This is a genomic window from Methanomassiliicoccales archaeon (assembly GCA_013415865.1).
In the GTDB taxonomy this organism is placed as follows: domain Archaea; phylum Thermoplasmatota; class Thermoplasmata; order Methanomassiliicoccales; family UBA472; genus MVRC01.
On record CP058896.1, the window covers coordinates 477,087 to 497,561 of the forward strand.

Below are 20,475 nucleotides of genomic sequence, written 5' to 3' on the forward strand. Positions count from 1 at the left end.
CCGCCTTGACCGCCCCTATTGTAGAGATCCTTCCACCTCCAGAAGCTCAGAGTATATCATTGACATCACGCTCCCTATCAGAGAGCCCACTATATCGTCCAGGAACGGACCGAGATCCCCAAGTATGCCTGGTTTCTTCCTGTCGTAACGGATGTACTCGAATACGCCCTTGGTACCTGTAAGGTACTCGGCAAGACCTATCCCAAGGACCTCGTCGGCGAGAAGATGGACGGGGTCCTGCTTGAACCTGTCTCCATCCAGTCCATGAAGTTCGTTCCTGTTTCCCTTGTCCTCCAGAAGGATCGCCGCATGGACGAGGGCGTTCACGTTGACATCCTGGCGCAGGACGTTGATCTTATGCATGAACTTCTGTCTGAGAAGTTCCTCGCTCCAGTTCTCGTTCGGGAAGATCAGCTTCCTGGCCGCATCCCACATCGCGTCGACCGTGATCCCTTGGTCATCCAATAATGTGACGAAATCTGGAGGTGAGGTCCTGGCATACCATTTAAGGGTCGACTCTTTGACGGCCATCCTTACGGCGCGGGCTAGACATATGCCAGCGTCCGTGGCGGTGCCGGCGTACTTTTCCCCATCTCCGACCGGACACGTTATGGCCACCGCATCGCTGGTCGTCCCGGTGCCCCGGACGCCACAGTCCATGAGCGCGGCCGACTTTGCCTCTGTCGCGGTTATTATCGCATTGGTCATCCCTATATCATGCAACGGAGAGCCCATTATCACCATGATGTTGATGGTGTGAGCCCCCCCTCCCAACTGGGCCTTGATATGGTCTGGGATCAGCTCTCCTGCATATACTGCGTTCTTCACCCCCGCCGTAGCGATCGCCACGACATGAGAGCCTTTGTACTCCATCTCCACGACCGAAACGACCTTTTCCATGTCAGCTGCGGTCATGAACGTCACTGTGCGCTCCGGCAGGCCCAGCTCCCTGACGGTCCTCATCGCATCCTCCTCTGGGTCGTCGTTGACATAGTCCAAGGGGACCTGGACCATGGCAATAGTGTCGGTCATGGTGAACCCGCCGTTCAGGATGGTCGTGCTGAGGACGCGCATCTCATTTGGAAGGCCTACTACCATGACCTTGTAACCGTTCGCCCTCTTGAACTCGACCTTGATGTCCTTTGCTCTCATCTTTTTCCCCCTATAACCACCATGTCAGGACCTCCTCAAGGAGCAGCTGCACATGTACTCCCAACAATATGAACAATGGCAATGCCACCATCAAGAAGAACAGGAACGCCGAGAGCTTCATCACCGACACGGTCCTTCCGATGACCGCAGGGTCCGAGGGCAGGGGCCCGTCCCCGAGAACATATGTCCCTGGCTTCTCGAACCTTACACCAAGTCCCCCAGCGAAAGCGGACATGGACCAGCCCTTGTTAGGAGATGTTGTCGCGCCCTTGTACTTCTTGGCCATCGCCCATCCCTGTCTCCAATCCAGACGGAGGAGGGCCATGGCCAATAGTATGAACGGAACGCATAGCCTGGCGCAGACCCAGTTGGTGGCGTCATCAAGTTTTGCACTGAACCTTCCGATATTGATGTGCTCCATGGACATGTAGCCGACCATCGCGTCAAGCGTATTGGATACCCTATAGAACACCATCAGGGGCATGCCACCAAGGCCGAGGTAGAAGAGCGGAGAAAATACAGAATCCACCGTGTTCTCCGCCGCTGACTCGGCCGCGCATGATATCACATGCTCTTTGTCCAATTTGCTGACGTCCCTTGAGACGATCATGGATGCGCCTCGGCGGGCCGCATCCAGGTCGTCCCTCTCCAAAGCCTCCATTATGGGCCTGACATGCCTGTCCATCGCATTGATGGCGAACATGGTCTTAACGACGACCGCAGAGACCACGGCCCAGACGACCGCCCCAAAAAGGTCGTGGATGACCCCTAGCATCAACGTGAAGGACAGGGGGAAGATGCACAACGGGACCAGTGCGAGAAATACCCCTTTCAGCCGGTCGGCCCTCTGCGACGTTCTCTTGATTCTTTTGTCCAAGTAACCTATCATCTTGCCCATCCATACCACAGGGTGCAATGGGGTAGGAGGTTCCCCGAGCAACAGGTCGATGAGCAGGGCCAATACCGGTATCGCCAAGGCCAATAGAACAAGCTCCGTCATCTCCGTTCACTCTCCTCGGCCATCTTCCTGAAGGCGGATATCAGAATGTCATTCTTTTCTGGGGTCCTGACCGCAAAACGGACGAAGCGGTCGAAAGGATGACCGAACGAGGCGCAGTCCCTTACCAGCACCCCTTGTGACAACATGGCCGATTGGACCTCCGCGCCCTTGAGCCGTTTGCATCTGCTGAAAAAGAAGAACGACTCCGGGGTCTTTGCCTCCACCATCCCTGTCCCGTTTATCTCCTTGGCCATCCTAGGACCTTCCTTGGCCATCATCTCGGCCGCCTTCCTCACATGTCCTTGGCATTCCGTGATGAGCCTGGCCCCTACATGCTGCTCCAACCTCCCAAGGTTCCATGAGAGCCTCGCCTTGGACATCGTCGCTATCATCCTCTCGCTCCCTATGCCATAGCCTATGCGCATTCCGGGCATTGCGAAGGATTTCGTCAGGGAGCGGATGACGAACATGTTGGACAGGTCCGTGGCCTCCTTTGCACAAGAGATGGTGTCCCCACCCCTCACGAGGTCCAGAAGGGTCTCGTCCAGGAACAACAACGTTCCCGTCCTATCGAACTCCTGCGCGAGCTCGAGCACTTCCCTCTTCCTGAGGATGTTGCCGGTGGGATTGTTAGGATTGCAGAGATATACCGCCTTAGCACCTTTGCACTTAAGTCTTAGCCTTTCGAGGTCGATCCTTAGGCCATTATCCTCTCTTAGTAGGACCTCCTCTATTTTTGCGCCCATCAATCTGCATGCAAAGGAGTATTCGGAGAAGGTAGGGGCGGGGATGACGACGATATCTCCCCTCTCAATGAACGTCTCAGGGAAAAGCCTGATCAGCTCGGCAGTGCCCGCTCCCGCTATCGTGTTTCTGACATCGACATGATGATGTTCCGCGACAGCAGAAAGGAACTCCTCGGCGCTGTCGTCAGGATAGTGGTCGAGACCTTCAGAACCCTCGAGGATATATTCTCTGAGCTCTGGAGGTGGACCGTATGGGTTAAGGTTCGAGCTGAAATCCTCCACGCCCTTGTAGCGCCACCCAAGACCACCATGTACAGGGCGCTCAAGTTCGATCACCTCTCTCCTTGCCTTGCTCATAGGGTCCATGCCATCACCTTATCGCCCGTCTGGGGATGGCGTATATCTCGTCGCCATCCCGGAACACCGAGACCTCAACGTTATAGATATCTCGGATCCGGTCCTCTGTGATCACGTCTGCTGGCTTTCCCATTGCGATGACCTTGCCCGATCCTAGCATAATGACCTTGTCACAGAATTTTGAGGTCAGGTTCATGTCATGTGATGCAGTGATGACCGTCACCCCTTGCTTGGATAGAGCCTTCAGATTCTCCATGACCTCCAGCTTATATCTCAGGTCAAGGTGCGCGGACGGTTCGTCCGCCAATAGGACCTTCGGCCTCTGGACGACGGCCTTGGCCAACAATGCCCTTTCCTTTTCCCCGCTGCTCAGCTCGTTGAGCTTCCTGTCAACGAGAGCCTCGAGCTTGAACTCCTTGATGGCCTCCATGACGATCCCTTCATCCTTCTTGCTCTCCCACCACATACCATCGACATGCGGGTACCTGCCAAGAAATATAAGCTCCTGGACGGTGAGATTGAAGTCCTCATTGCAGTCAGCTGGTACGTTCGCACAGATCCTCGCGATCTCCTTTATCTTCATCCTGTCGACCCTTCGCCCGTCCATCACTATCGAGCCGTGCTGGGGTCGCAGAAGTCCGTTGATGCACCTCATCAGAGTGGTCTTCCCTGATCCGTTCGGTCCGATAAGACCTATGAACTCTCCTGGTCGGGCCTCGAATGAGATGCCGTGTAGTATCTCCTTTCCTGCATAACCGAAACTGACGTCCTCGACCTTGACCAATGGATCAGTTGACATAGTCCTTTCCTCTGCTGACCAATAGATAGCCGAAGAACGGCGCCCCCACCAAGGATATGACCGCCCCGATCGGTAGCTCCCCTACATATCTGGTGAATATATCGGCGGCGACCAGGAAGTTTGCACCTATGATCATTGATGCGGGAAGGAGCAGTCTGTGGTCGCCTCCCACAATGATCCTTGCCATGTGCGGAACGATGAGGCCTAGGAAAGCGATGACACCCGTAAAGGCCACGCACACGGCCGTGAGAAGGGACGAGAGCACCATCATCATGAGCTTGACCTTTCTCACATCGACCCCCAATTGACTTCCCTGTTCCTCCCCCAGCAATATGACGTTGAGCTCTCTGGCGTAAACAAGCACCACCGCACCGATCACCCCTACCGTCAAAAGGATGATGGAGCACTGCGTCAGGTCCGGAGCGGTAAGGTTCCCGAACATCCAGAACAATACGCCCTTCAGATGGTCGGGGTTCTTCACGACCAATATGTTCGTGACCGAGGAGAATGCGAAGCCCACTATGACCCCGCTCAGGACAAATGTTATCGGCCTTCCCCCTGCCGCCTCAGAGAGGCCTATCGTTAAGAAGAAGGCGACCGCCGCCCCTATAAAAGCGGATATTGGGAGGGCATAGACCGCGAAAGAGCCGCTGAGGAAACCAAGCATTAGGAACGAGGTGGCGCCGAAAGATGCACCTGAGGAGACCCCTGTTATGTAGGGGTCCACCAGCGGGTTCCTCACCACTGCCTGCATGACCACCCCGGCTATCGCCAGCCCGACCCCGACGCCCACTGCCGCCAAGAACCTTGGGAAGCGCACGAGGTAGACGATCTTTTCTTGGACCGAGATGACCTCCCCCCCGCTCATGACGGCCTTCACAAAGGCATCTAGGGCATCGGTCCAACCTATCGGGACGGAACCGACCGTGAGGGAATAGACGAACAGGCCTAGCAAGGACAGGGAACCGAGACCAAGGATCAGCAGTAGCCGGACCTTGGTCCTTCCCACAAGAGATTCCATCGCAGTTACATCCTCAATCTGCCCACGTTATAGGGAGGTATTCAGAGTAATCGTCGCCCAATTCCTTTGGGACCTTGCCATCGAACAGGTCTGGATGAGCTATCCTCGCGCAGATGTAGGTCGCATCGACCATCCGTATGCTCTGTCTCATGAAGATGTTGTCAGATTGGCCGAAGATCGAATAGATCTCATCAGAGACGACGGCCGGCAGCCCCGCCATGAGCGCATCGCTCTTAAGGACGGATAATGCTGTGTTGACGTCGCCCATCGACATCGCAGCAAGTATGATGATGTCAGGGTCGGCTGCCACGACATCCTCCCTCGTGACCATTGCCCAGGCCTCCTTTTCCTCAAAGGCATTGACCGCCCCCGCGCGCTCGATGATCTCATCAACGAATGAACCCCCACCGCTCACCCAGATGCTGCTCTCATCCCACCATATGACCAACATGATGCGAGGCCTGTCCTCGCTATTCTCGACCTTCGACCTTATGGCCTCGAACTTGTTGTCCATCGTAACTATCAATGACTCGGCCTTATCTTCCTTATGAAGCGCCTTTCCCATGATCTCGATGTTGTCTTTAATCAAGGTGGAGTTGTAGCATGTGAACATCACGACGACAGTTATCTCTGCCTGTTCCAGCTTTGGTATCATGCTGATCTGCTCTGAGACGCTCTCCTCTAAAAAGACCACATCCGGGGCCAGCAAGATTATCTTCTCCACATCTATGCCATAAAAGAATCCGCCCACCGTCTCGAGGTCTCCATTTTCTACCCGTTCCGTGACATCAGATGGGAAATCACAATAATTGGTCACACCGACAAGGTCCTCACCTGAACCGAACGCATAGACCATCTCTGTCAATGCAGGGGACACGGATACGATGGAATGAGGGGCCTTCTCTATCGTCACCGACCTTCCTTTCGCATCGGTAAGTGTGACGGGGATGTCCTCCTCATCATTGGATGATATGACCGCCCATAGGCCCGCTCCCAGCAATACCGCCACTATGAAAATGGCGGCCAAGACCTTTCCTTTCTTCTCCATTCAAACCTCTCCTGGATATACAAACTTTCAACTTAGTTCATTAATTGGATATATCATCCAACCCATACTGAACAGCACCATGATATAAATCACTTTTCAATCCTTACGTGCTTGGATGGGGGATTTATCCATCAGACCTCGCCAATGGGCGCCGACCAAGCATCTTCGCGCTTGGAGGCCGTCATTATGATAAGCACATGACCGTCCCTGTCGATCTTAATGACGTTCAGCTCGCATGGCAGGTTAGACCCGTCCTTGGTCATCGCATCGGCCAGGAACTCGACCTCGTCCCGCGGTCCCATTTCCGATATTATCTCTTCCACCATCTGCCTCTCCTTTGGAACGAATATGTCCTCGAGGTCGATCGTCTCCATCTCTTCCTTCTGGTAGCCCATGATGCTATAGAATGCTGGGTTGGCATAGATCACGCGCATATCGCAGTCCCCGACCAGCATTGAAATCTTGCTGCGCTCAAGTATGCGGACGAGAGATAGGAGCCTTCCCTCGGCAAGGATCCTTCTTTCCTGCTCGAATGTGATGTGCTCCCTCAATGAGATGATCTCTTTTGCCTGTCCCTTCATAAGATTGGATAGCTGCTCCCTTAATCTGATGAGCTCGTCCTTTGTCCTGCGCTGCTCTGTGACATCACGGATGACGGACACGACCCTGCCCACCTCATCACCGTTCATGATAGGGGCCCTTTTGACCTCAAAGACCAGCTCTTTCCCTTTGAATTTGATCCTTCCTTCTTTCAATGAGCCTCTTCCGGTCTTTACGACCTCTCCGAGATCGTCCAATGTGGTCCCCTTGATGAAGGGCATCACGTCATTGATGTCCTCACCGATGACATTGCCATAGATCCCCAACGAATCCAATTTTGACAAGAAAGCATCATTGGCCACGAGTATCTTGTTGTGCTTGTCCGTCACAAACAACATCTCCTCGATGGCGTTAATTGCGGTCTTGTGGTCATTATCAGACCTTAGCAGGGCCCACTCTACCATCTTCCTGCGCTCTACCTCTGCCTGAAGTTTGATGTTCAGGACCCTGAGGTCCTCTTCCGAGCATCTTCCTTCAAGCTCGGACATCTGGACCTCGAGCAATTTGTCCAAGATGAAGTTCATATTCGGTGGGCCCGCATCGACCCTTGAACATTTCTCTGGGTCCATATAGAAATGATTGCGGCAGACGTGACCTTTGATCAGAAGGGTCGGATGCGTCATTATCGAGTTCATTATGGTCGACCTTCCACCATATGCATCGATCATACAGACCCCGACGGCCCTCTTTTCCTCAAAGACCTTGTTGCTGAGGGATTCGAACGATATGTGCTCCTTTTGGCCCATCATCCTCTTCAGATGTTCAGATTCTGTGAAGACCCACACCGCATTGTAGCCTTCGTCCGTCGCGAGGTCGATCGTATCGCCAAGGACCGCTAGCATGGACTCGGCGGTCGGTGGTCTCTCAAGACCTGTATACGGATGTGGGACCTTGGCACTTCCATCCATGCCTATACATATCTGTCCCACCGCTGTATCATCTAGAATACCTTTTACAATTTGTTCCTTTTCCTCGCTTGCCAAGAAAACGCATGCCTCTTTGCGGTCGGATACCAACCGTAGAACCCTTGATAATAATGTCACCATGTTCTCATGGTCCTCGTAGTAAAATGCGACGTGGTCATGAACGTCCAGTTTGTCTAACCCCATGTTCTTTCCTACGAGGTTGCGATGGCCATGCATACAACTATCTGTTTTAATCTGTGTGCTATTAATGGTTTGGATTGGGTTATTTTCTGGATAATGCCGCCCCTTGATAGGAACTGTAATATCCATTCCATACATTGTAGCGTCGATGTGCATCATACCTGACCATGAGATCGTGGTACTGTTGAGGCAAGGAGCACTTGTCATAGAACCTTTCTCTGAGGATGGGCTTACGCCTAACGGATACGACCTGAGGGTGGCGGAGGTCAGACCTGCATCGTCCATGGAGACGGTGAGGGAAGGGGTGGCCGACCTTGCACCTGGCTCAATGTCGTTCGTGAGCACCTTGGAAAGGGTCGAGCTCCCGGATGATGTGTCTGCGCAATTATGGACCAGGACCAGCTGGATCAGGAAAGGTCTATTGGTGGGCCTCGGCAAGGTAGATGCGGGTTTTCATGGTACTCTCACCTTCATGGTCTTCAACGCCTCCTCTAATATCGTCGAGCTGCCTATCGGCTCAAGGTTTGTCCAGATCGTCTTCGAGACGATGAGGTCCAAGGTGGCGATGACCTACGAGAAAAGGAGCGGGAACTATCAGGACCAGAAGGGGATCACTCTAGAACCAGTCAAGAAGCTTTAGGTCGATGGAGAATACGCTCGAGGATGGAGAGTAGGTCTTGAGCTCCTCATATCTGACTATCTCGACCTTCACGCCCATCCCCATTGCATCACCCGCCAGAGATCTCATGACATCGTCTATCTCACCCTTTTCACAGATGTGATAAAGATGCAACGTCCCGCCGAAGTTCAACCTCGTCAGGGCATCAGCATAAAATTCCCTGGCCGAGTGAGGGAGGTTCATCACTATCCTGTCCGAGCATGGGATCTCGAAAATCACCTGTCTTGAATCCCCCTCTATCGGGACTACGTTCGTGGCCCGGTTTGCGACGATGTTCCGCTTCAGATATTCTACTGCATCATGGTTTATGTCGATCGCGAATACTGTCGACGCCTTAGAATACTTGGCTATCATGATGGCAAAAGGGCCTACCCCGGTGAACATGTCGACCACCATCTCTCCTGGCGTCACGAGCTTGGCAACCCTCATCCGCTCATTGGCCAATCGTGGATTGAAATAGACCTTGCTGGGATCGACATGGAGACGAAGTCCATATTCCTGATGGACGGTCTCCATTTCACCCTCCCCAGAGATGTTCGTGAGCTCCCTGACCCTGTGCTCCCCCTTCACCCCTCCGTCCAAGGCGACCATGCGGAGGCGGGGCAAGGCCTTCCGCATCGCATCTCCCACCTGCCTTTTATATGGAAGGAGGGCGTCAGGCAACCTGATGATGCCGATATCGCCTATTGTGTCAAATGATGTTGGCAACAGGCCTTGAAGTTCCTCAGGTATATCCGCCAGTGCCTTATAATCCCCTTCAGAAAGGTCACGTTCCTCGAACTCTTCCTCCGATATTTCAAACACACCGATGTCCTCTGGCTCCTTCAGGACTGGAATGAGTATATGCGTATCGGTACGCACTATCCTCAGCCCGATGTCGAGGATGCCCTTCTCTATAAGCTTTTTACGAACGGACTCTCCTTCACCCTTCGGGACCTTGACACAAAGGGAACGCACGGTGTTGTCCATGGGAGAATTGATATTTGTTGGTTTAGGGCTGGGCTCAGCGAAGGACATGAGCATCCGGGCGCTAGAGGAGCTGAGGTCATGCGAGATGATATTCGGTGAGTTCTACACCTCGAGATTGGTCGGATCCAGCATTGAGGACGTGGAGGAGCTCGTAGGAAAGAAGGTCGTGAGGCTCAAAAGAGCGGATGTCGAAGAGGGCGAGGAAATGATCGTGGCTGCCAGGGACCATAAGGTCGCATTCATCACGGCAGGGGACACGATGGCGGCCACCACGCATGTTGATATACGGATCCGTGCAGAGGAGGGGGGGGTCCCTACAAGGCTTGTTCATGGCACCTCGATCTTCTCAGCAGCGTCATCCGCCCTTGGTCTCCAGCCATACAAGTTCGGTCGTACCGTGACCTTGCCGTTCCCAGAACCTGGGTACGTCCCTCTCAGCCCCTACGAAAGGATCCTGGAGAACAAGGAGCGCGGCCTTCATACGCTGGTCCTTTTGGACATCAGAGAGGAGGAGGGGAGATATATGACCTCTCGGGAGGCGGTGAGATGGCTTCTGGACGCCGAGACCAGGGCCGGCTTGGGCCTGATAAATGACCGGACGGTGATATGCGCGGCGGCAAGGATAGGGGGGATCGACGAGAAGGTCGCCGCAGGCTACCCAAAAAAGATGTTGGACCTCGACATGGGCCCGCCATTGCATACCCTTGTCATACCAGGTAAGCTCCATTTCATGGAATCGATGGCGCTCGTCATGTTCGCCGGCGCTCCCGAGGAGATTGCCAAAGAGGATTGATCATCTCGACCCTAACAGGACCGTGACCTGCGCCTTTCCGTTCATAGAGGGGTCGGTGCGTGCAGCATAGGTGATTGGGGCGTGTGGGATTCTGTTCGCGATGTCATATGCCATGGACCTCGCCAGGTCCGTGTTGTCCTCTCCCGTCACCATCATCGCCAGGCAGGAAGATACCTTGTCCATCGATATGTCGAACCAGGGCGAAGCAAAAGCCTCTGACACGGCAGTTCGGTCGGCAAAGATGCCTGTCCCCATCCCGACGCCCAAACGGCATTGAGAGCATCCCTTGAACAGCTCTTTGACCTCCTTCAAGGATCCTGTCGTCAAAGCCTGCCTCATCTCGCCCGGTACGAAGTTCATCACCTGGTCCATGACCCGGAAGGCCTTTCGGAACTGAAGCTGAGGCGCCGCCTTTGCGAGACCGTCGTTCTCCAGCACCACGCAGATATCGGAAAGTCCTGAGAGCTTGACCAGCCCCTCAGCGGCGTGCTTATGCCGGTCCTTCCCTTCCACTGAGAAAGGGAGGCAGACCACTGAGACCACCATCCTCACCTGCCTCCTCGATATGCTGGCAAGGACTGGGGCAGTATGACTCCCGGTCTCCCCTCCAAGACCTACGAATATGAACACGATGTCCCTCTCGTCGACGATCTCGGACATGCGGCCCACCGATGGAATGACCTTGGTCAATAGGTGCGGGGAAGTTGTCCTGAAGACCTCAAGGTCTGTGCTCGAGATCTTTACCATTTCGAAGGGGCGCCTGTCACAATCCTCTTTTTTGGCTATCCCGAACCTCTCCAGACCTGACGCCGCCACGGCGTTGCACCCTGCACCTCCAACGCCCACGACAATAACGGAGGGCTTTTCATTCCCAGAAGGAAGGCACCGTGGCTCAAATCTCATGCCTTCAGGATGGCGATTTTCCATATTATCCTTACTGGTTGTCCCAGATGGTCCTCTGCCTCTATTTTCTCTGGACGACCGCATCTATGTTCTTTGATCTGGACAGGACCTGCAGTTTCGAAAGAGATGGAGGTATCACTACCTTATCTATATTGGTGATGCTCTCGACCTTTTCTTTGAATGTCTGCCAGTCCACATCTGACATGAACTCCAGCTCATCGATGTTGGCAAAGGAGACCATTCCGTCCATGGAATCCAGATCGCTCTTTGAGACCGTTATTGTATCGATGTTCTGGATCTTGTAGGACCTGGGAGCGTCCCTGTCCACGAATGCCCTCATGACCTCTGTCGTGAGCTCGCCTATCGACTTACCATTCTTCTTGGCCTCGGCTGCAAACTTGGAGTAGACCTCATCATCGATGCCTCTGATGGTCACATCGGTCATTTAGATCACCTTTGGAGGGTGCCATCTCAACACTCTCCATCTTCTATATGTCTTTGATGATTATTATGATTTTGATGAATTTGGTGAAAAAAGGAATAATGAAATCATCTGTTCCAACAACTTGACCGAGTCGACGATATTGCGACTGAAATATCCCTTTCACAATTGCACGGCCTACATGGCGTCCGATGATCCCTCTTATTAAGTGCATGAGGGGGCGTTGTTCTGGATATTCTGATAAAGAGTTCCCATAGAACGTCTATGATCTTATCGTTCAATTTCCTAGACCGATGGTCTTTAATTGTTTTCATATTTATCATCAATATCACCAATATCACCATTAGCATATAATGAATACTTATATGTTTGCTTGTTCCTGATCGAGAGACCATCATCACTTTCGACCGACCGACGAAAAACGATATGGTCTGCTAGTCATACCCTCGGCTGGAGGAGAACTTGATGGACTACATCGGACGCGTCTGCGGGAGAACGGTCATGAGGATCGTGTTCAGGACCTCTTATGACACGCCCATACAGGTGGGCGAGATGCTCGTGATAGAGGACGGTGCGAGCGATAGAAAGTTCCTGGTACGTAGCCAGGATGTTGAGTTCGGGACGGAGTCCGATGATGACAAATGGATGGAGATCGAGGCCGGCAAGGCATTATCATCACACAGTCAAGGAAAAGGATATGATGTGAACGGACACGGGGAAAGGATATTCAAGCTGGTCCATTCGTTCCCGCTCGGCTATATGGAAGGTAAGGAGTTCAAAAAGACCAAGACCATACCCGAACACTTTTCAAGGGTAAGAAGGGCATGTCCTCAGGACTATGAGTTCTTGAGACCATTGATGGGAGACCTGTCAATAGGTCATCTGAGGTCGGGCGACCGCGTACTTGATTTTGAGGCTGGCATATCTGGGTCGGCAATCCCTTATCACATAGGGGTCTTCGCCACGACAGGTATGGGAAAGAGCAATCTGATGAAGACCCTTGCATTGTCTTGCATGGCTTCCCGAAAGTATGGCTTCTTGATACTTGACCCGCATGGCGAGTATTTCGATGGGGGAGAGCTCGGAAAAGAGGGGCTTAGGCACTCGCCTTTCGCCAAGGAAGGGCTCGAGGTCTACAGCTCGAGGAAGCTGGATGGTGCCTATAGCTCGATCCATGTATCGTCGACGGAGATCGATATACCTGACCTGGCGAACCTTTATGAGTTCTCCGGGGTCCAGCTTGAGTGCCTCCAGTTCGCGCAATATAAGTATGGTGCATCCTGGCTCCTTGAGCTCCTCAAGAGGGATGTGAAGACCATCGTCTCTGACTCGGGTGCCAAGTTCGGTGAAGGCACAGTGAATGTCATCAAGAGGCGGTTGGAGAGCGTCTTCCGTTTCAATCTCATCTCCACCGACCCGAAATTGTCGGTCACGAAGAACATCATCGAAGCCCTACATTGCGGGAAAGTCGTCCTGGTAGACACCAGCAATATGTTCGAGACGGAGGAGCTGTTGATCTCGACGGTCCTTGCCAGGGCGGTATTTGAAAAACACAAGGCCCTTTACTCGGATAAGAAAGAATTCGACAGGACCCCTCCGGTGCTCATCGGTATGGAAGAGGCACAAAGGGTCCTATCACAGTCGAAGGGGACGGTGTTCTCGCAGATAGCAAGAGAGGGGCGTAAGTTCAAGGTAGGCCTTTGCGCTGTTTCACAACAGCCGAAGCTGATCAATGAAGAGGTCATTAGCCAGTTCAACACGTTGTTCATCATGGGCCTCGCAGACAAGAATGACAGGGACATTTTGAAGAGCTCGGCGAAGCAGGACCTATCTATGCTGGACAATGAGATACAGATGCTAATGCCAGGGGAGGTCCTGATCACCTCGGCATTCACACCTTTCGCAGTTCCGGCAAAGGTCGAGCTCTATGAGAAGTATCTTGAGAGGTGCAGGTCCAAGGCCACATCTACGAAAGCGATAAGTAAGGGGTTGGACTCTCAATTCTTCTGACCTACCGATGGACAATAATTCGATTTTGCTCTTTGAGATCGCGGCCATCATGATCGCTGCAGGACTTGCGGCCATATTGTTCTCAAAGTTCAGGGCCCCGGTCATTATCGGTTATATCTTCGCGGGGATCCTGCTCAGCAATGAGGTCCTATCGCCTATCTGGAGCATCGAGATTGAAACGATCAACTTCCTGGCCAACCTGGGTATAATCCTTTTGATGTTCTCGATAGGGATCGAGTTCAATCTGAAAAGATTGAAGGAGATTGGTGGGTTCGCGATTCTCGCTGGCTCCATAGAGGTCGTCATAATGATCGTCGTCGGGTACGAGGTCGGAAGGGCGATGGGTTGGGGGGACACGCAGTCCGTATTCCTCGGCGCTGTTCTTGCCATCAGCTCCACGGCCATCATATTCCGTACGCTAAGCGAGACCGGCAGGATGAGAAAACCGTATGCAGATGCGATGATAGGTATCCTCATCATAGAGGATCTGGCTGCCGTGATCATCCTTACCATGGTCTCACCTCTCGCAGCTGGAAAGGTGCCAGGGCTGGAATCGTTCTTCGCGCAGATCGTTGCCATCCTGGCGTTCCTTGCTCTTTCCCTGGTCCTTGGCGTCGCCATCGTACCGAAAATGATAGACCGCATTGGAAGCTCCTTCGATGACGAGGTGATGCTGCTCGTATCGATGGGGCTCTGTTTCGGGATGGCGATATTCGCTTTTTGGCTGGGCCTCTCTGTGGCCATCGGCGCCTTTATCATCGGTGTCATCATCTCAGAGTCCTCACAGGGGGAGCGGATATCAAAGAAGGTCTGTTCGATCAAGGAGATGTTCATGGCAATATTCTTCGTCTCGATCGGTCTCCTGATCGACCCCTTCACGGTCCTCGCGAACCTTCCATTGGTGCTCATCATAGCGGCCATCTTCATAGTAGGTAAGACCGTGGCCGTCTCGATAGCCTGCATGGTCTCTAACAAGGACATCAGGACCTCCCTGACGACAGGGCTTGGGATGGTGGCCATGGGGGAGTTCTCCTTCGTCATCGCGAAGGTAGGTGTTGATACTGGTGCTGTCTCTGGGTCGTTCTATTCGGTGGTCATCGGTGCGGCGATAATCACGATGGTGGCCATGCCGCTTGTCTTCAAGAACTCGGATGCTCTCATAGATGTCCTCGCGAGAAGGGCCCCGAGGAATGTCATCGTTTTCGTCAAACGGATCGAGGGGATGAGGCTCGAGCTGGACAAATGTCTGGCCGTCAGGGCGGACAGGAGAAGGCAGATAAGCTATCAGCTTTTCTGGATATTGATCGATTTCACTTTGGTGTTCCTGATCCAGATATTTGTACTGGCCATCAACGACCTCACCGCCCCATTGAGGCCGATAGCGGAGTGGATGAACATCGTACCTTCCCTCCTGGCCTCCATCGTCTCCGTCGCCCTAATCATCCCACCTGTCGTGGACATGCTGTTCCGGGTCCGTAAGATAGGATATGTGGCCGTCCAGGGCATCCTGGAAGGCGGCCGATATAGCAAGGACAGCGGAAGGTTCGTCCTGAAGATGTTCGTAAATCTGACCACGGCCGTGCTTGGGGTTATCTTGTTCCTTTCTGTTCTGCCCTTCGCTCCAATATATGAGGAGCTGCCGATCATACCGGTTGCCGGCATCGTCATCGGTGGTATTGTTGCCTGGTTGCTCTGGGATGCGAACAAGGCCACATATGCAAAGATGTGCACAGTGCTGTCCGAAGGTCTGCTCAATGAGCCCACGGATAAAAAATGACCTCACTTTCGATAAAGTCCCAGCAATCAATTAATCACCCCTAAGGGGTTCATGATTTGGAAGAATAAGATGAAAATAGCGCACATCTCGGACACCCACCTTGGTTTCTCCGCTTACAGGAAGGTCGATGAAGAGACCGGGATGAATCAACGGGAGATCGACATATATCGAGCGTTCCAGAGGAGCGTCGATGCGATGATATCAGAAAGGGTGGACCTAGTTCTGCACTCTGGTGACCTCTTCGACACAGTCAGGCCATCGAACAGGGCCATATCCTTTGCGATGGAGCAGTTCGTAAGATTGACGAAGGCTGGGGCGAAGGTCGTCGTCATAGCGGGGAACCACTCAACGCCCAGGATGCGCGAGACCGGAAGCGTGTTCAAGATCTTCGAGCATCTGCCAGGCGTAAGGCCGGTCTATCAGGGGATATATGAGACGGTCGATGTGGGGGAGGTCATCATACATGCCGTCCCTCATGCTGACAGGGACGAAATGACCAGAGAGCTGGACAAGGTCATTCCTGTCGAAGGTAGGTTGAACGTCCTGATGCTTCACGCAGGGATAGCTGGCGTAGATGTCCATGGAGGTGTCGAGCACAATGAACAGGTCCTTCCCAGCTCTTATCTCAAAGAGGATATGGACTACATCGCGCTCGGTCATTATCATGACATGAAAAAGGTCTCGGACAACGCGTACTATTCTGGATCTACGGAGAGGCTCTCGTTCGCTGAGGTCGGACAACGAAAGGGCTTCATCCTTCTGGACACCGATGGGATGAGGGTGGAGGAGAGGTGCATGCCTGTCCGACCGATGTTCGACCTTACGCAGATCGATGCCAAGGGGAAGGACGCAAATGAGGTCATGGCTGAGGCCAGGTCACTTCTGGAAGGGGTCGACCTCAAAGGAGCGTTGGTACGGCTGAACGTGAAGCGGCTCACTGGTGCGCAGTACCGTTCCCTTGACCTCAGGTCGTTGAGGCAGCTGGCCAATGGCTGCGTGCATTTTGAGCTCAGGTTCGATATGACGACGGAGGATGTCTCGGTCCAGGCCGACGATATCTCCATCACGGACCTGGAGGGGGAGTTCGCCTCTTACATCGATGGGCGTCCCGTTGAGGGCGTCCCTAAGGAGCGGGTCGCGAGGATGGGCCTTGAATACTTAAGAAGGGGGCTGGAAGGATCCGGATAAGGTCTGTGGAGCTGACCAATTATCGACGTTTCAACCACGCTTCGGTCGAGCTCGGTGATGGTATCATCGGCATATTGGGCCAGAACGGTACTGGCAAATCAACCTTCGTCGAGGCTATAGCCTGGGCGATATATGGTAACGAGACCTCCATACTAAGGAACGGGAAGGAGGGTGTGAAAAGGAGCGGGGCGCTCCCCAGCGAGGAGTGCCAGGTGGTGCTGGAGTTTGACCTGGAGGGGGATGTGTATCGGCTCGTCCGTTCCATGAGGGGCAGAAGCTCGTTGAGCGATGCGGCCCTCTTGGTGAACGGGAAGGTGCTTGCCAAAGGGGACCGTGCGGTGACCGAGACAATGATCAAACGGCTGGGCATGGACCACAAGGCCTTCTTCACATCAGTGTTCGCAAGACAGAAAGAGCTCAACTCGCTCAGCGTCCTAAGGCCTGCTGACAGAAAAAAGCTTGTCCTGAGGATGCTAGGGATAGATGTCCTGGACGATGTGGTGGAGGAGATCTCGAAGGATGCAGGCTCGCTAAAGGGGACGTTGGAGGCCCTGAGCTCCACCCTAGTAAACCTGAACGGTAGAGCGAAGGTCGAGGCTCTCAGGGAGGAGGTCGCGGAGATGAGCTCCAAGAAGGTCGCGATCAGGAACGACCTTCTTCACATCGAGGATAGTCTGAAGGTCCTGGAGGGGGAGGTCGAGGCCGCGAGTAAGCACATGGAGGTGGTAGAGGCAAGGTCTGCGGCCCATAGAGAGCTTGAATCAAAAAGAACGTCGCTTACCTCAGACCTGAGGAACCTAGGGTCGAGAAAGGAAAGGGCCCTGAAGGAAATATCGACGTTAGATGAGAAGGCCAGGACGCTGTCGGCCCTGGGGGACGTCGAGGCCAGGGCGACCGAGCTGGAGAGAAGGAAAGAGGCTTTAGAGGAGGTCAGGGCGAAACATTCGAAGGCCATGGCGTTGGAGGCGTCGATGATGTCCAGGTCCGCCCAATTACCTGTCCTGAGGGAGGAGCTTAAAAGGCTGGAGGGGGAGGCCCTGGCCATCGGGACCCCAGAGAGGACGGTGGCAGCGGCTGAAGAGGCCATAGAGGGTTACCGTATGGCCGAATCGGCCCAAAAGGAGAAGGCCAACATGTGCGCCGAGGAGGCAAAGCGGCTTCTAGACGAGATCCGATCGCGGGAAGAGAGGGCTGAGAAGGTCAGGTCCTTGGGCCCTGAATCTGAATGCCCAACGTGCGAAAGAAAGCTGGGGGACCATCACCATCTGCTCCTTAAGAAAATGACCGCGGAGATAGAGGCGATGAGGGCCCAAGTGGCCTCGCTCATGGAGGAGAAGCTGGCCGCAGAGGAGATGGCGAGACGCTCTGCCGAGAGGCGGGCCAAGAGCGATGAGAGGAGAAGGAATGCTCTGAAGGAGAAAGACCTCCAGGTGAGGCTCCGTGCAGAGGCCGAGGCCAAGCGCTCAATGATATTGTCCATCGAGGAAGAGGTCGCGCGGGCGGCAAAGGAAAGGGCGGAGCTGGGGAAGATAGAGTTCGACCAGGTAGAGTATGAATCGGTCAAGGCCGCCCTGATGGATATCAGACCTAAGGTGGATGCCTGCATCAGGCTGAGGACTGAGATCTCAAGGAGGCCATCGATCGAAAGGGAGCTCGAGGAGATGGACCGAAAGATCTCGTCGATATCGGAGGAGCTTTCTTCAATAACAAAGAAGCTGGAAGAGCTTTCCTTCGACCCTGCGGAGCTCTCGACGAGCAGGGCCGCCTATTCAAGGCTGAGGGACATTAAGGACAACAAGGCGAAAAAGGCCTCAGATCTACGAGAGGAGCTCTCAAGGACCGATGGGGCCATCGGCTCGGCCTTGGCGAGGATCTATGAGCTGGAAGCAGATGCAAAAAGGCTTGAGGAGGTCAGGGCCCGGCACATGGAGATGAACGTCCTGCTGAACGTGATGAAGGACTTCCGGACCAATGTCATGGCAAGGGTCGTACCGACATTGTCCAGGAACGCGTCCGAGCTCTTCAACGACCTCACTGACGGGCGGTTCGGGGGCATCGAGCTGGACGAGGACTATGAGGTCTTTATCTATGACGGTGGCGAGAAGTACCCGCTCAGCAGGTTCTCAGGGGGGGAATCGGACCTTGCGAACCTCTCGCTGAGGCTAGCGATATCGAGGATGATAGCAGAACGGTCAGGAAGGCATGTCGACCTCCTTGTCCTTGATGAGATATTCGGCTCGCAGGACAATATAAGAAAGAGGAACATCCTGGACATGTTGAATAAGCTCCAGAGACAGTTCGCTCAGATCTTTGTCATAACCCATATAGAGGATGTCAAGGATGCGGTCGACGACCTGATCGTCGTCAGAGAGGCCGGGGACGGATGCAGTCAGATCGGACGGGTGGGATGACATGCCCCACGCGTTCAAAGTTGTAGAGGACCCAAGGCTCCTCAGGATGGCCGTCTCTCTGTCAAGGGAGCCTCGGCCCTGGGTCGAATGGGCGAGGATAGGCGAGGGCTTCACCACAAGGCTTGCCAGAGAACTGCTGTCAAGATGTGGACCCCCTGGAAGGGTGTTGGACCCTTTCGCCGGGGCCGGGACGACGCTGATCGCAGCGGATTTGTGTGGCTGGAAGGGGACCGGCATAGAGCTGATGCCCTTGGGGCCGGCGAAGTTCGAATGGGTCCGTTCGTGGAAGGATGCGGACATCCATGACCTGGTCGCCCTGGCCGAGAGAATGAGGGAAAGGGGATGGAGATGTTCGGATGCCCATTTAGTGCCCTATAGGGCGGCACGGGCCCTGGACCCTAAGGACCTTGAGCAGGCGATCGCATTGAAGATGTTTATCGAGCAGATCGCCTCCTGGCCAGAAAAGGCCTTCTTCCAGGCAGCGGGCCTTCTGGCCTTGAGGGACCAGACAAAGGAGTTCAGACCGTTATTGAGGTCCTCCAGAGGAGGTGGATGGAAGACCAGGACCATCAAGAGGCCGCGATACGACAGTCTAGAGAACGCCTTCGGGATGAGATTTTTCAAGATGTTGTTGGCGTTCATGGAAGCCGTCGAACGGGATGCGATGCGGGAACTTGACGGGCAGGAGATGGTCCAAGGCAGCGCCCCAGCTGTCCTTGCGGACCTTGGTGGACCGAGCTTCGATGCCTGTATAACATCTCCCCCATACTTCAATGGCTTTGACTACCTAGAGGAGTATCTCATCGACCATTGGTTCCTCGGCCTGGACGAGGGACTGCTGAAAGTGGCCGACGAACTTTTCCCGACGAGATATGTTCCTGAGACAGAAATGTCCGAGGAGGAACAGTTCGAACGCTATATCGAGATGCAAGCGGAAGTCATGAGGGGCGTGGCCAGGGTCCTGAGGCCGGGGGCAAAGGTCTTCTATGTCATCGACGACGCCATCGTCAGGGGTGAGGATGTGGCGGTAGGAGATAGGCTCGCACTGGTCGCTGAGGAATCAGGTCTACGACCTGTTGCCGAGCACAGATATTCAAAAGATAGGTCCGATGTCGCGTCCGCCCTGAGGCTCGAGCGTGAGAGGACCGCGATATATGAGTGGGAAAAGGCCTGAGAGGTTCACTTCTGGTCGATGATCTTGATCAGGTGGAAACCGAACTGGGTCTTGACAGGTCCGATTATCTCGCCCTTCTTTCCATTGAAGGCCGCTTCCTCGAACTCCTTCACCATTACCCCCTTCTTGAACCACCCAAGGTCCCCGCATTTGGCCTTCGATGGGCACTCCGAGAACTTCTTCGCCATCTCATCCCAGCTCTTGCCGGCCTTGATGTCCTTCATTATCTGCTCTGCCTGCTCTTTCTTCTTGACGAGGATGTGCGCCGCGTGGACTTCCTTTACCATGCCATGACGATAG

Annotated in this window: 18 protein-coding genes; 7 read left to right on the top strand and 11 right to left on the bottom strand. The window is 54.0% G+C overall.

What is annotated here, in order from left to right:
• Positions 1-15 precede the first annotated feature (15 nt).
• The 7 genes from cbiS to HPY73_02415 all read right to left on the bottom strand — a co-directional run bounded on the left by cbiS (position 16) and on the right by HPY73_02415 (position 7,832).
• Entirely contained in the window at positions 16-1,152 is a 1,137-nt protein-coding gene (cbiS, locus tag HPY73_02385) for a bifunctional adenosylcobinamide hydrolase/alpha-ribazole phosphatase CbiS (protein QLH74408.1), read from the bottom strand.
• A 10-nt stretch (positions 1,153-1,162) separates the two neighbouring features.
• Complete coding sequence (locus tag HPY73_02390) at positions 1,163-2,152, bottom strand: cobalamin biosynthesis protein (protein QLH74409.1); 990 nt, start codon at positions 2,150-2,152, stop codon at positions 1,163-1,165.
• A complete protein-coding gene (locus HPY73_02395) occupies positions 2,149-3,264 on the bottom strand; it encodes a histidinol-phosphate aminotransferase family protein (GenBank protein QLH74410.1) in 1,116 nt (371 codons plus the stop codon). The genes HPY73_02390 and HPY73_02395 overlap by 4 nt, the downstream gene beginning before the upstream one ends.
• A 4-nt stretch (positions 3,265-3,268) precedes the next feature.
• Entirely contained in the window at positions 3,269-4,054 is a 786-nt protein-coding gene (locus HPY73_02400; GenBank protein ID QLH74411.1) for an ABC transporter ATP-binding protein, read from the bottom strand.
• On the bottom strand, positions 4,044-5,075 hold the full coding sequence (locus tag HPY73_02405) for an iron ABC transporter permease (protein QLH74412.1): 1,032 nt from the start codon (positions 5,073-5,075) through the stop codon (positions 4,044-4,046). Before HPY73_02405 ends, HPY73_02400 begins: the two co-directional genes overlap by 11 nt.
• Positions 5,076-5,088: 13 nt before the next feature.
• Complete coding sequence (locus HPY73_02410; protein ID QLH74413.1) at positions 5,089-6,123, bottom strand: ABC transporter substrate-binding protein; 1,035 nt, start codon at positions 6,121-6,123, stop codon at positions 5,089-5,091.
• Between the two features lie 131 nt (positions 6,124-6,254).
• Positions 6,255-7,832, bottom strand: coding sequence for a PAS domain S-box protein (locus HPY73_02415; GenBank protein ID QLH74414.1), 1,578 nt, complete (start codon positions 7,830-7,832; stop codon positions 6,255-6,257).
• Positions 7,833-7,977: 145 nt separating this feature from the next.
• Here HPY73_02415 and dcd point away from each other — a divergent pair, with 145 nt between their 5' ends.
• The gene (gene dcd, locus HPY73_02420) at positions 7,978-8,469 is read left to right on the top strand and encodes a dCTP deaminase (protein QLH74415.1); all 492 of its coding nucleotides are present in this window, start codon (positions 7,978-7,980) and stop codon (positions 8,467-8,469) included.
• On the opposite strand, the gene HPY73_02425 is transcribed toward dcd, so the two are convergent.
• The gene (locus HPY73_02425; protein ID QLH74416.1) at positions 8,446-9,477 is read right to left on the bottom strand and encodes a class I SAM-dependent methyltransferase family protein; all 1,032 of its coding nucleotides are present in this window, start codon (positions 9,475-9,477) and stop codon (positions 8,446-8,448) included. The two genes, dcd and HPY73_02425, sit on opposite strands and share 24 nt — an antisense overlap.
• Here HPY73_02425 and dph5 point away from each other — a divergent pair.
• Positions 9,476-10,270 (top strand): diphthine synthase, encoded by a 795-nt coding sequence (gene dph5, locus HPY73_02430; GenBank protein QLH74417.1) that lies wholly within the window; start codon positions 9,476-9,478, stop codon positions 10,268-10,270. The genes HPY73_02425 and dph5 overlap by 2 nt on opposite strands.
• Here the strand turns inward: dph5 and HPY73_02435 are convergent, their stop codons facing one another.
• Together HPY73_02435 and HPY73_02440 are read right to left on the bottom strand one after the other, a co-directional pair.
• Positions 10,271-11,173, bottom strand: a complete 903-nt coding sequence (locus tag HPY73_02435; protein QLH74418.1) for a hypothetical protein — start codon at positions 11,171-11,173, stop codon at positions 10,271-10,273.
• A 61-nt stretch (positions 11,174-11,234) separates the two neighbouring features.
• Positions 11,235-11,618 carry a hypothetical protein gene (locus tag HPY73_02440; GenBank protein ID QLH74419.1) on the bottom strand — a complete coding sequence of 128 codons (384 nt, stop codon included), beginning with the start codon at positions 11,616-11,618 and terminating at the stop codon, positions 11,235-11,237.
• A 462-nt stretch (positions 11,619-12,080) separates the two neighbouring features.
• Here HPY73_02440 and HPY73_02445 point away from each other — a divergent pair, with 462 nt between their 5' ends.
• The 5 genes from HPY73_02445 to HPY73_02465 all read left to right on the top strand — a co-directional run bounded on the left by HPY73_02445 (position 12,081) and on the right by HPY73_02465 (position 20,175).
• On the top strand, positions 12,081-13,625 hold the full coding sequence (locus HPY73_02445; GenBank protein ID QLH74420.1) for an ATP-binding protein: 1,545 nt from the start codon (positions 12,081-12,083) through the stop codon (positions 13,623-13,625).
• Positions 13,626-13,632: 7 nt separating this feature from the next.
• On the top strand, positions 13,633-15,402 hold the full coding sequence (locus tag HPY73_02450; protein ID QLH74421.1) for a cation:proton antiporter: 1,770 nt from the start codon (positions 13,633-13,635) through the stop codon (positions 15,400-15,402).
• A gap of 69 nt (positions 15,403-15,471) precedes the next feature.
• Positions 15,472-16,590, top strand: coding sequence for an exonuclease SbcCD subunit D (locus HPY73_02455; protein ID QLH74422.1), 1,119 nt, complete (start codon positions 15,472-15,474; stop codon positions 16,588-16,590).
• A 5-nt stretch (positions 16,591-16,595) separates the two neighbouring features.
• Positions 16,596-19,001 carry an SMC family ATPase gene (locus HPY73_02460; protein ID QLH74423.1) on the top strand — a complete coding sequence of 802 codons (2,406 nt, stop codon included), beginning with the start codon at positions 16,596-16,598 and terminating at the stop codon, positions 18,999-19,001.
• Position 19,002: 1 nt separating this feature from the next.
• Positions 19,003-20,175 (top strand): hypothetical protein, encoded by a 1,173-nt coding sequence (locus tag HPY73_02465; GenBank protein ID QLH74424.1) that lies wholly within the window; start codon positions 19,003-19,005, stop codon positions 20,173-20,175.
• 5 nt (positions 20,176-20,180) lie between these two features.
• Here the strand turns inward: HPY73_02465 and HPY73_02470 are convergent, their stop codons facing one another.
• A complete protein-coding gene (locus HPY73_02470) occupies positions 20,181-20,462 on the bottom strand; it encodes a peptidylprolyl isomerase (protein ID QLH74425.1) in 282 nt (93 codons plus the stop codon).
• Between the last annotated feature and the right edge of the window lie 13 nt (positions 20,463-20,475).

What these genes read in the sequence shown, in the direction of transcription:
- cbiS (QLH74408.1), bottom strand. Translation starts at nt 1,152, where the DNA reads ATGAGAGCAAAGGACATCAAGGTCGAGTTCAAGAGGGCGAACGGTTAC.
- HPY73_02390 (QLH74409.1), bottom strand. Translation starts at nt 2,152, where the DNA reads ATGACGGAGCTTGTTCTATTGGCCTTGGCGATACCGGTATTGGCCCTG.
- HPY73_02395 (QLH74410.1), bottom strand. Translation starts at nt 3,264, where the DNA reads ATGGACCCTATGAGCAAGGCAAGGAGAGAGGTGATCGAACTTGAGCGC.
- HPY73_02400 (QLH74411.1), bottom strand. Translation starts at nt 4,054, where the DNA reads ATGTCAACTGATCCATTGGTCAAGGTCGAGGACGTCAGTTTCGGTTAT.
- HPY73_02405 (QLH74412.1), bottom strand. Translation starts at nt 5,075, where the DNA reads ATGGAATCTCTTGTGGGAAGGACCAAGGTCCGGCTACTGCTGATCCTT.
- HPY73_02410 (QLH74413.1), bottom strand. Translation starts at nt 6,123, where the DNA reads ATGGAGAAGAAAGGAAAGGTCTTGGCCGCCATTTTCATAGTGGCGGTA.
- HPY73_02415 (QLH74414.1), bottom strand. Translation starts at nt 7,832, where the DNA reads ATGGGGTTAGACAAACTGGACGTTCATGACCACGTCGCATTTTACTAC.
- dcd (QLH74415.1), top strand. Translation starts at nt 7,978, where the DNA reads ATGTGCATCATACCTGACCATGAGATCGTGGTACTGTTGAGGCAAGGA.
- dph5 (QLH74417.1), top strand. Translation starts at nt 9,476, where the DNA reads ATGGGAGAATTGATATTTGTTGGTTTAGGGCTGGGCTCAGCGAAGGAC.
- HPY73_02425 (QLH74416.1), bottom strand. Translation starts at nt 9,477, where the DNA reads ATGGACAACACCGTGCGTTCCCTTTGTGTCAAGGTCCCGAAGGGTGAA.
- HPY73_02435 (QLH74418.1), bottom strand. Translation starts at nt 11,173, where the DNA reads ATGAGATTTGAGCCACGGTGCCTTCCTTCTGGGAATGAAAAGCCCTCC.
- HPY73_02440 (QLH74419.1), bottom strand. Translation starts at nt 11,618, where the DNA reads ATGACCGATGTGACCATCAGAGGCATCGATGATGAGGTCTACTCCAAG.
- HPY73_02445 (QLH74420.1), top strand. Translation starts at nt 12,081, where the DNA reads ATGGACTACATCGGACGCGTCTGCGGGAGAACGGTCATGAGGATCGTG.
- HPY73_02450 (QLH74421.1), top strand. Translation starts at nt 13,633, where the DNA reads ATGGACAATAATTCGATTTTGCTCTTTGAGATCGCGGCCATCATGATC.
- HPY73_02455 (QLH74422.1), top strand. Translation starts at nt 15,472, where the DNA reads ATGAAAATAGCGCACATCTCGGACACCCACCTTGGTTTCTCCGCTTAC.
- HPY73_02465 (QLH74424.1), top strand. Translation starts at nt 19,003, where the DNA reads ATGCCCCACGCGTTCAAAGTTGTAGAGGACCCAAGGCTCCTCAGGATG.
- HPY73_02470 (QLH74425.1), bottom strand. Translation starts at nt 20,462, where the DNA reads ATGGTAAAGGAAGTCCACGCGGCGCACATCCTCGTCAAGAAGAAAGAG.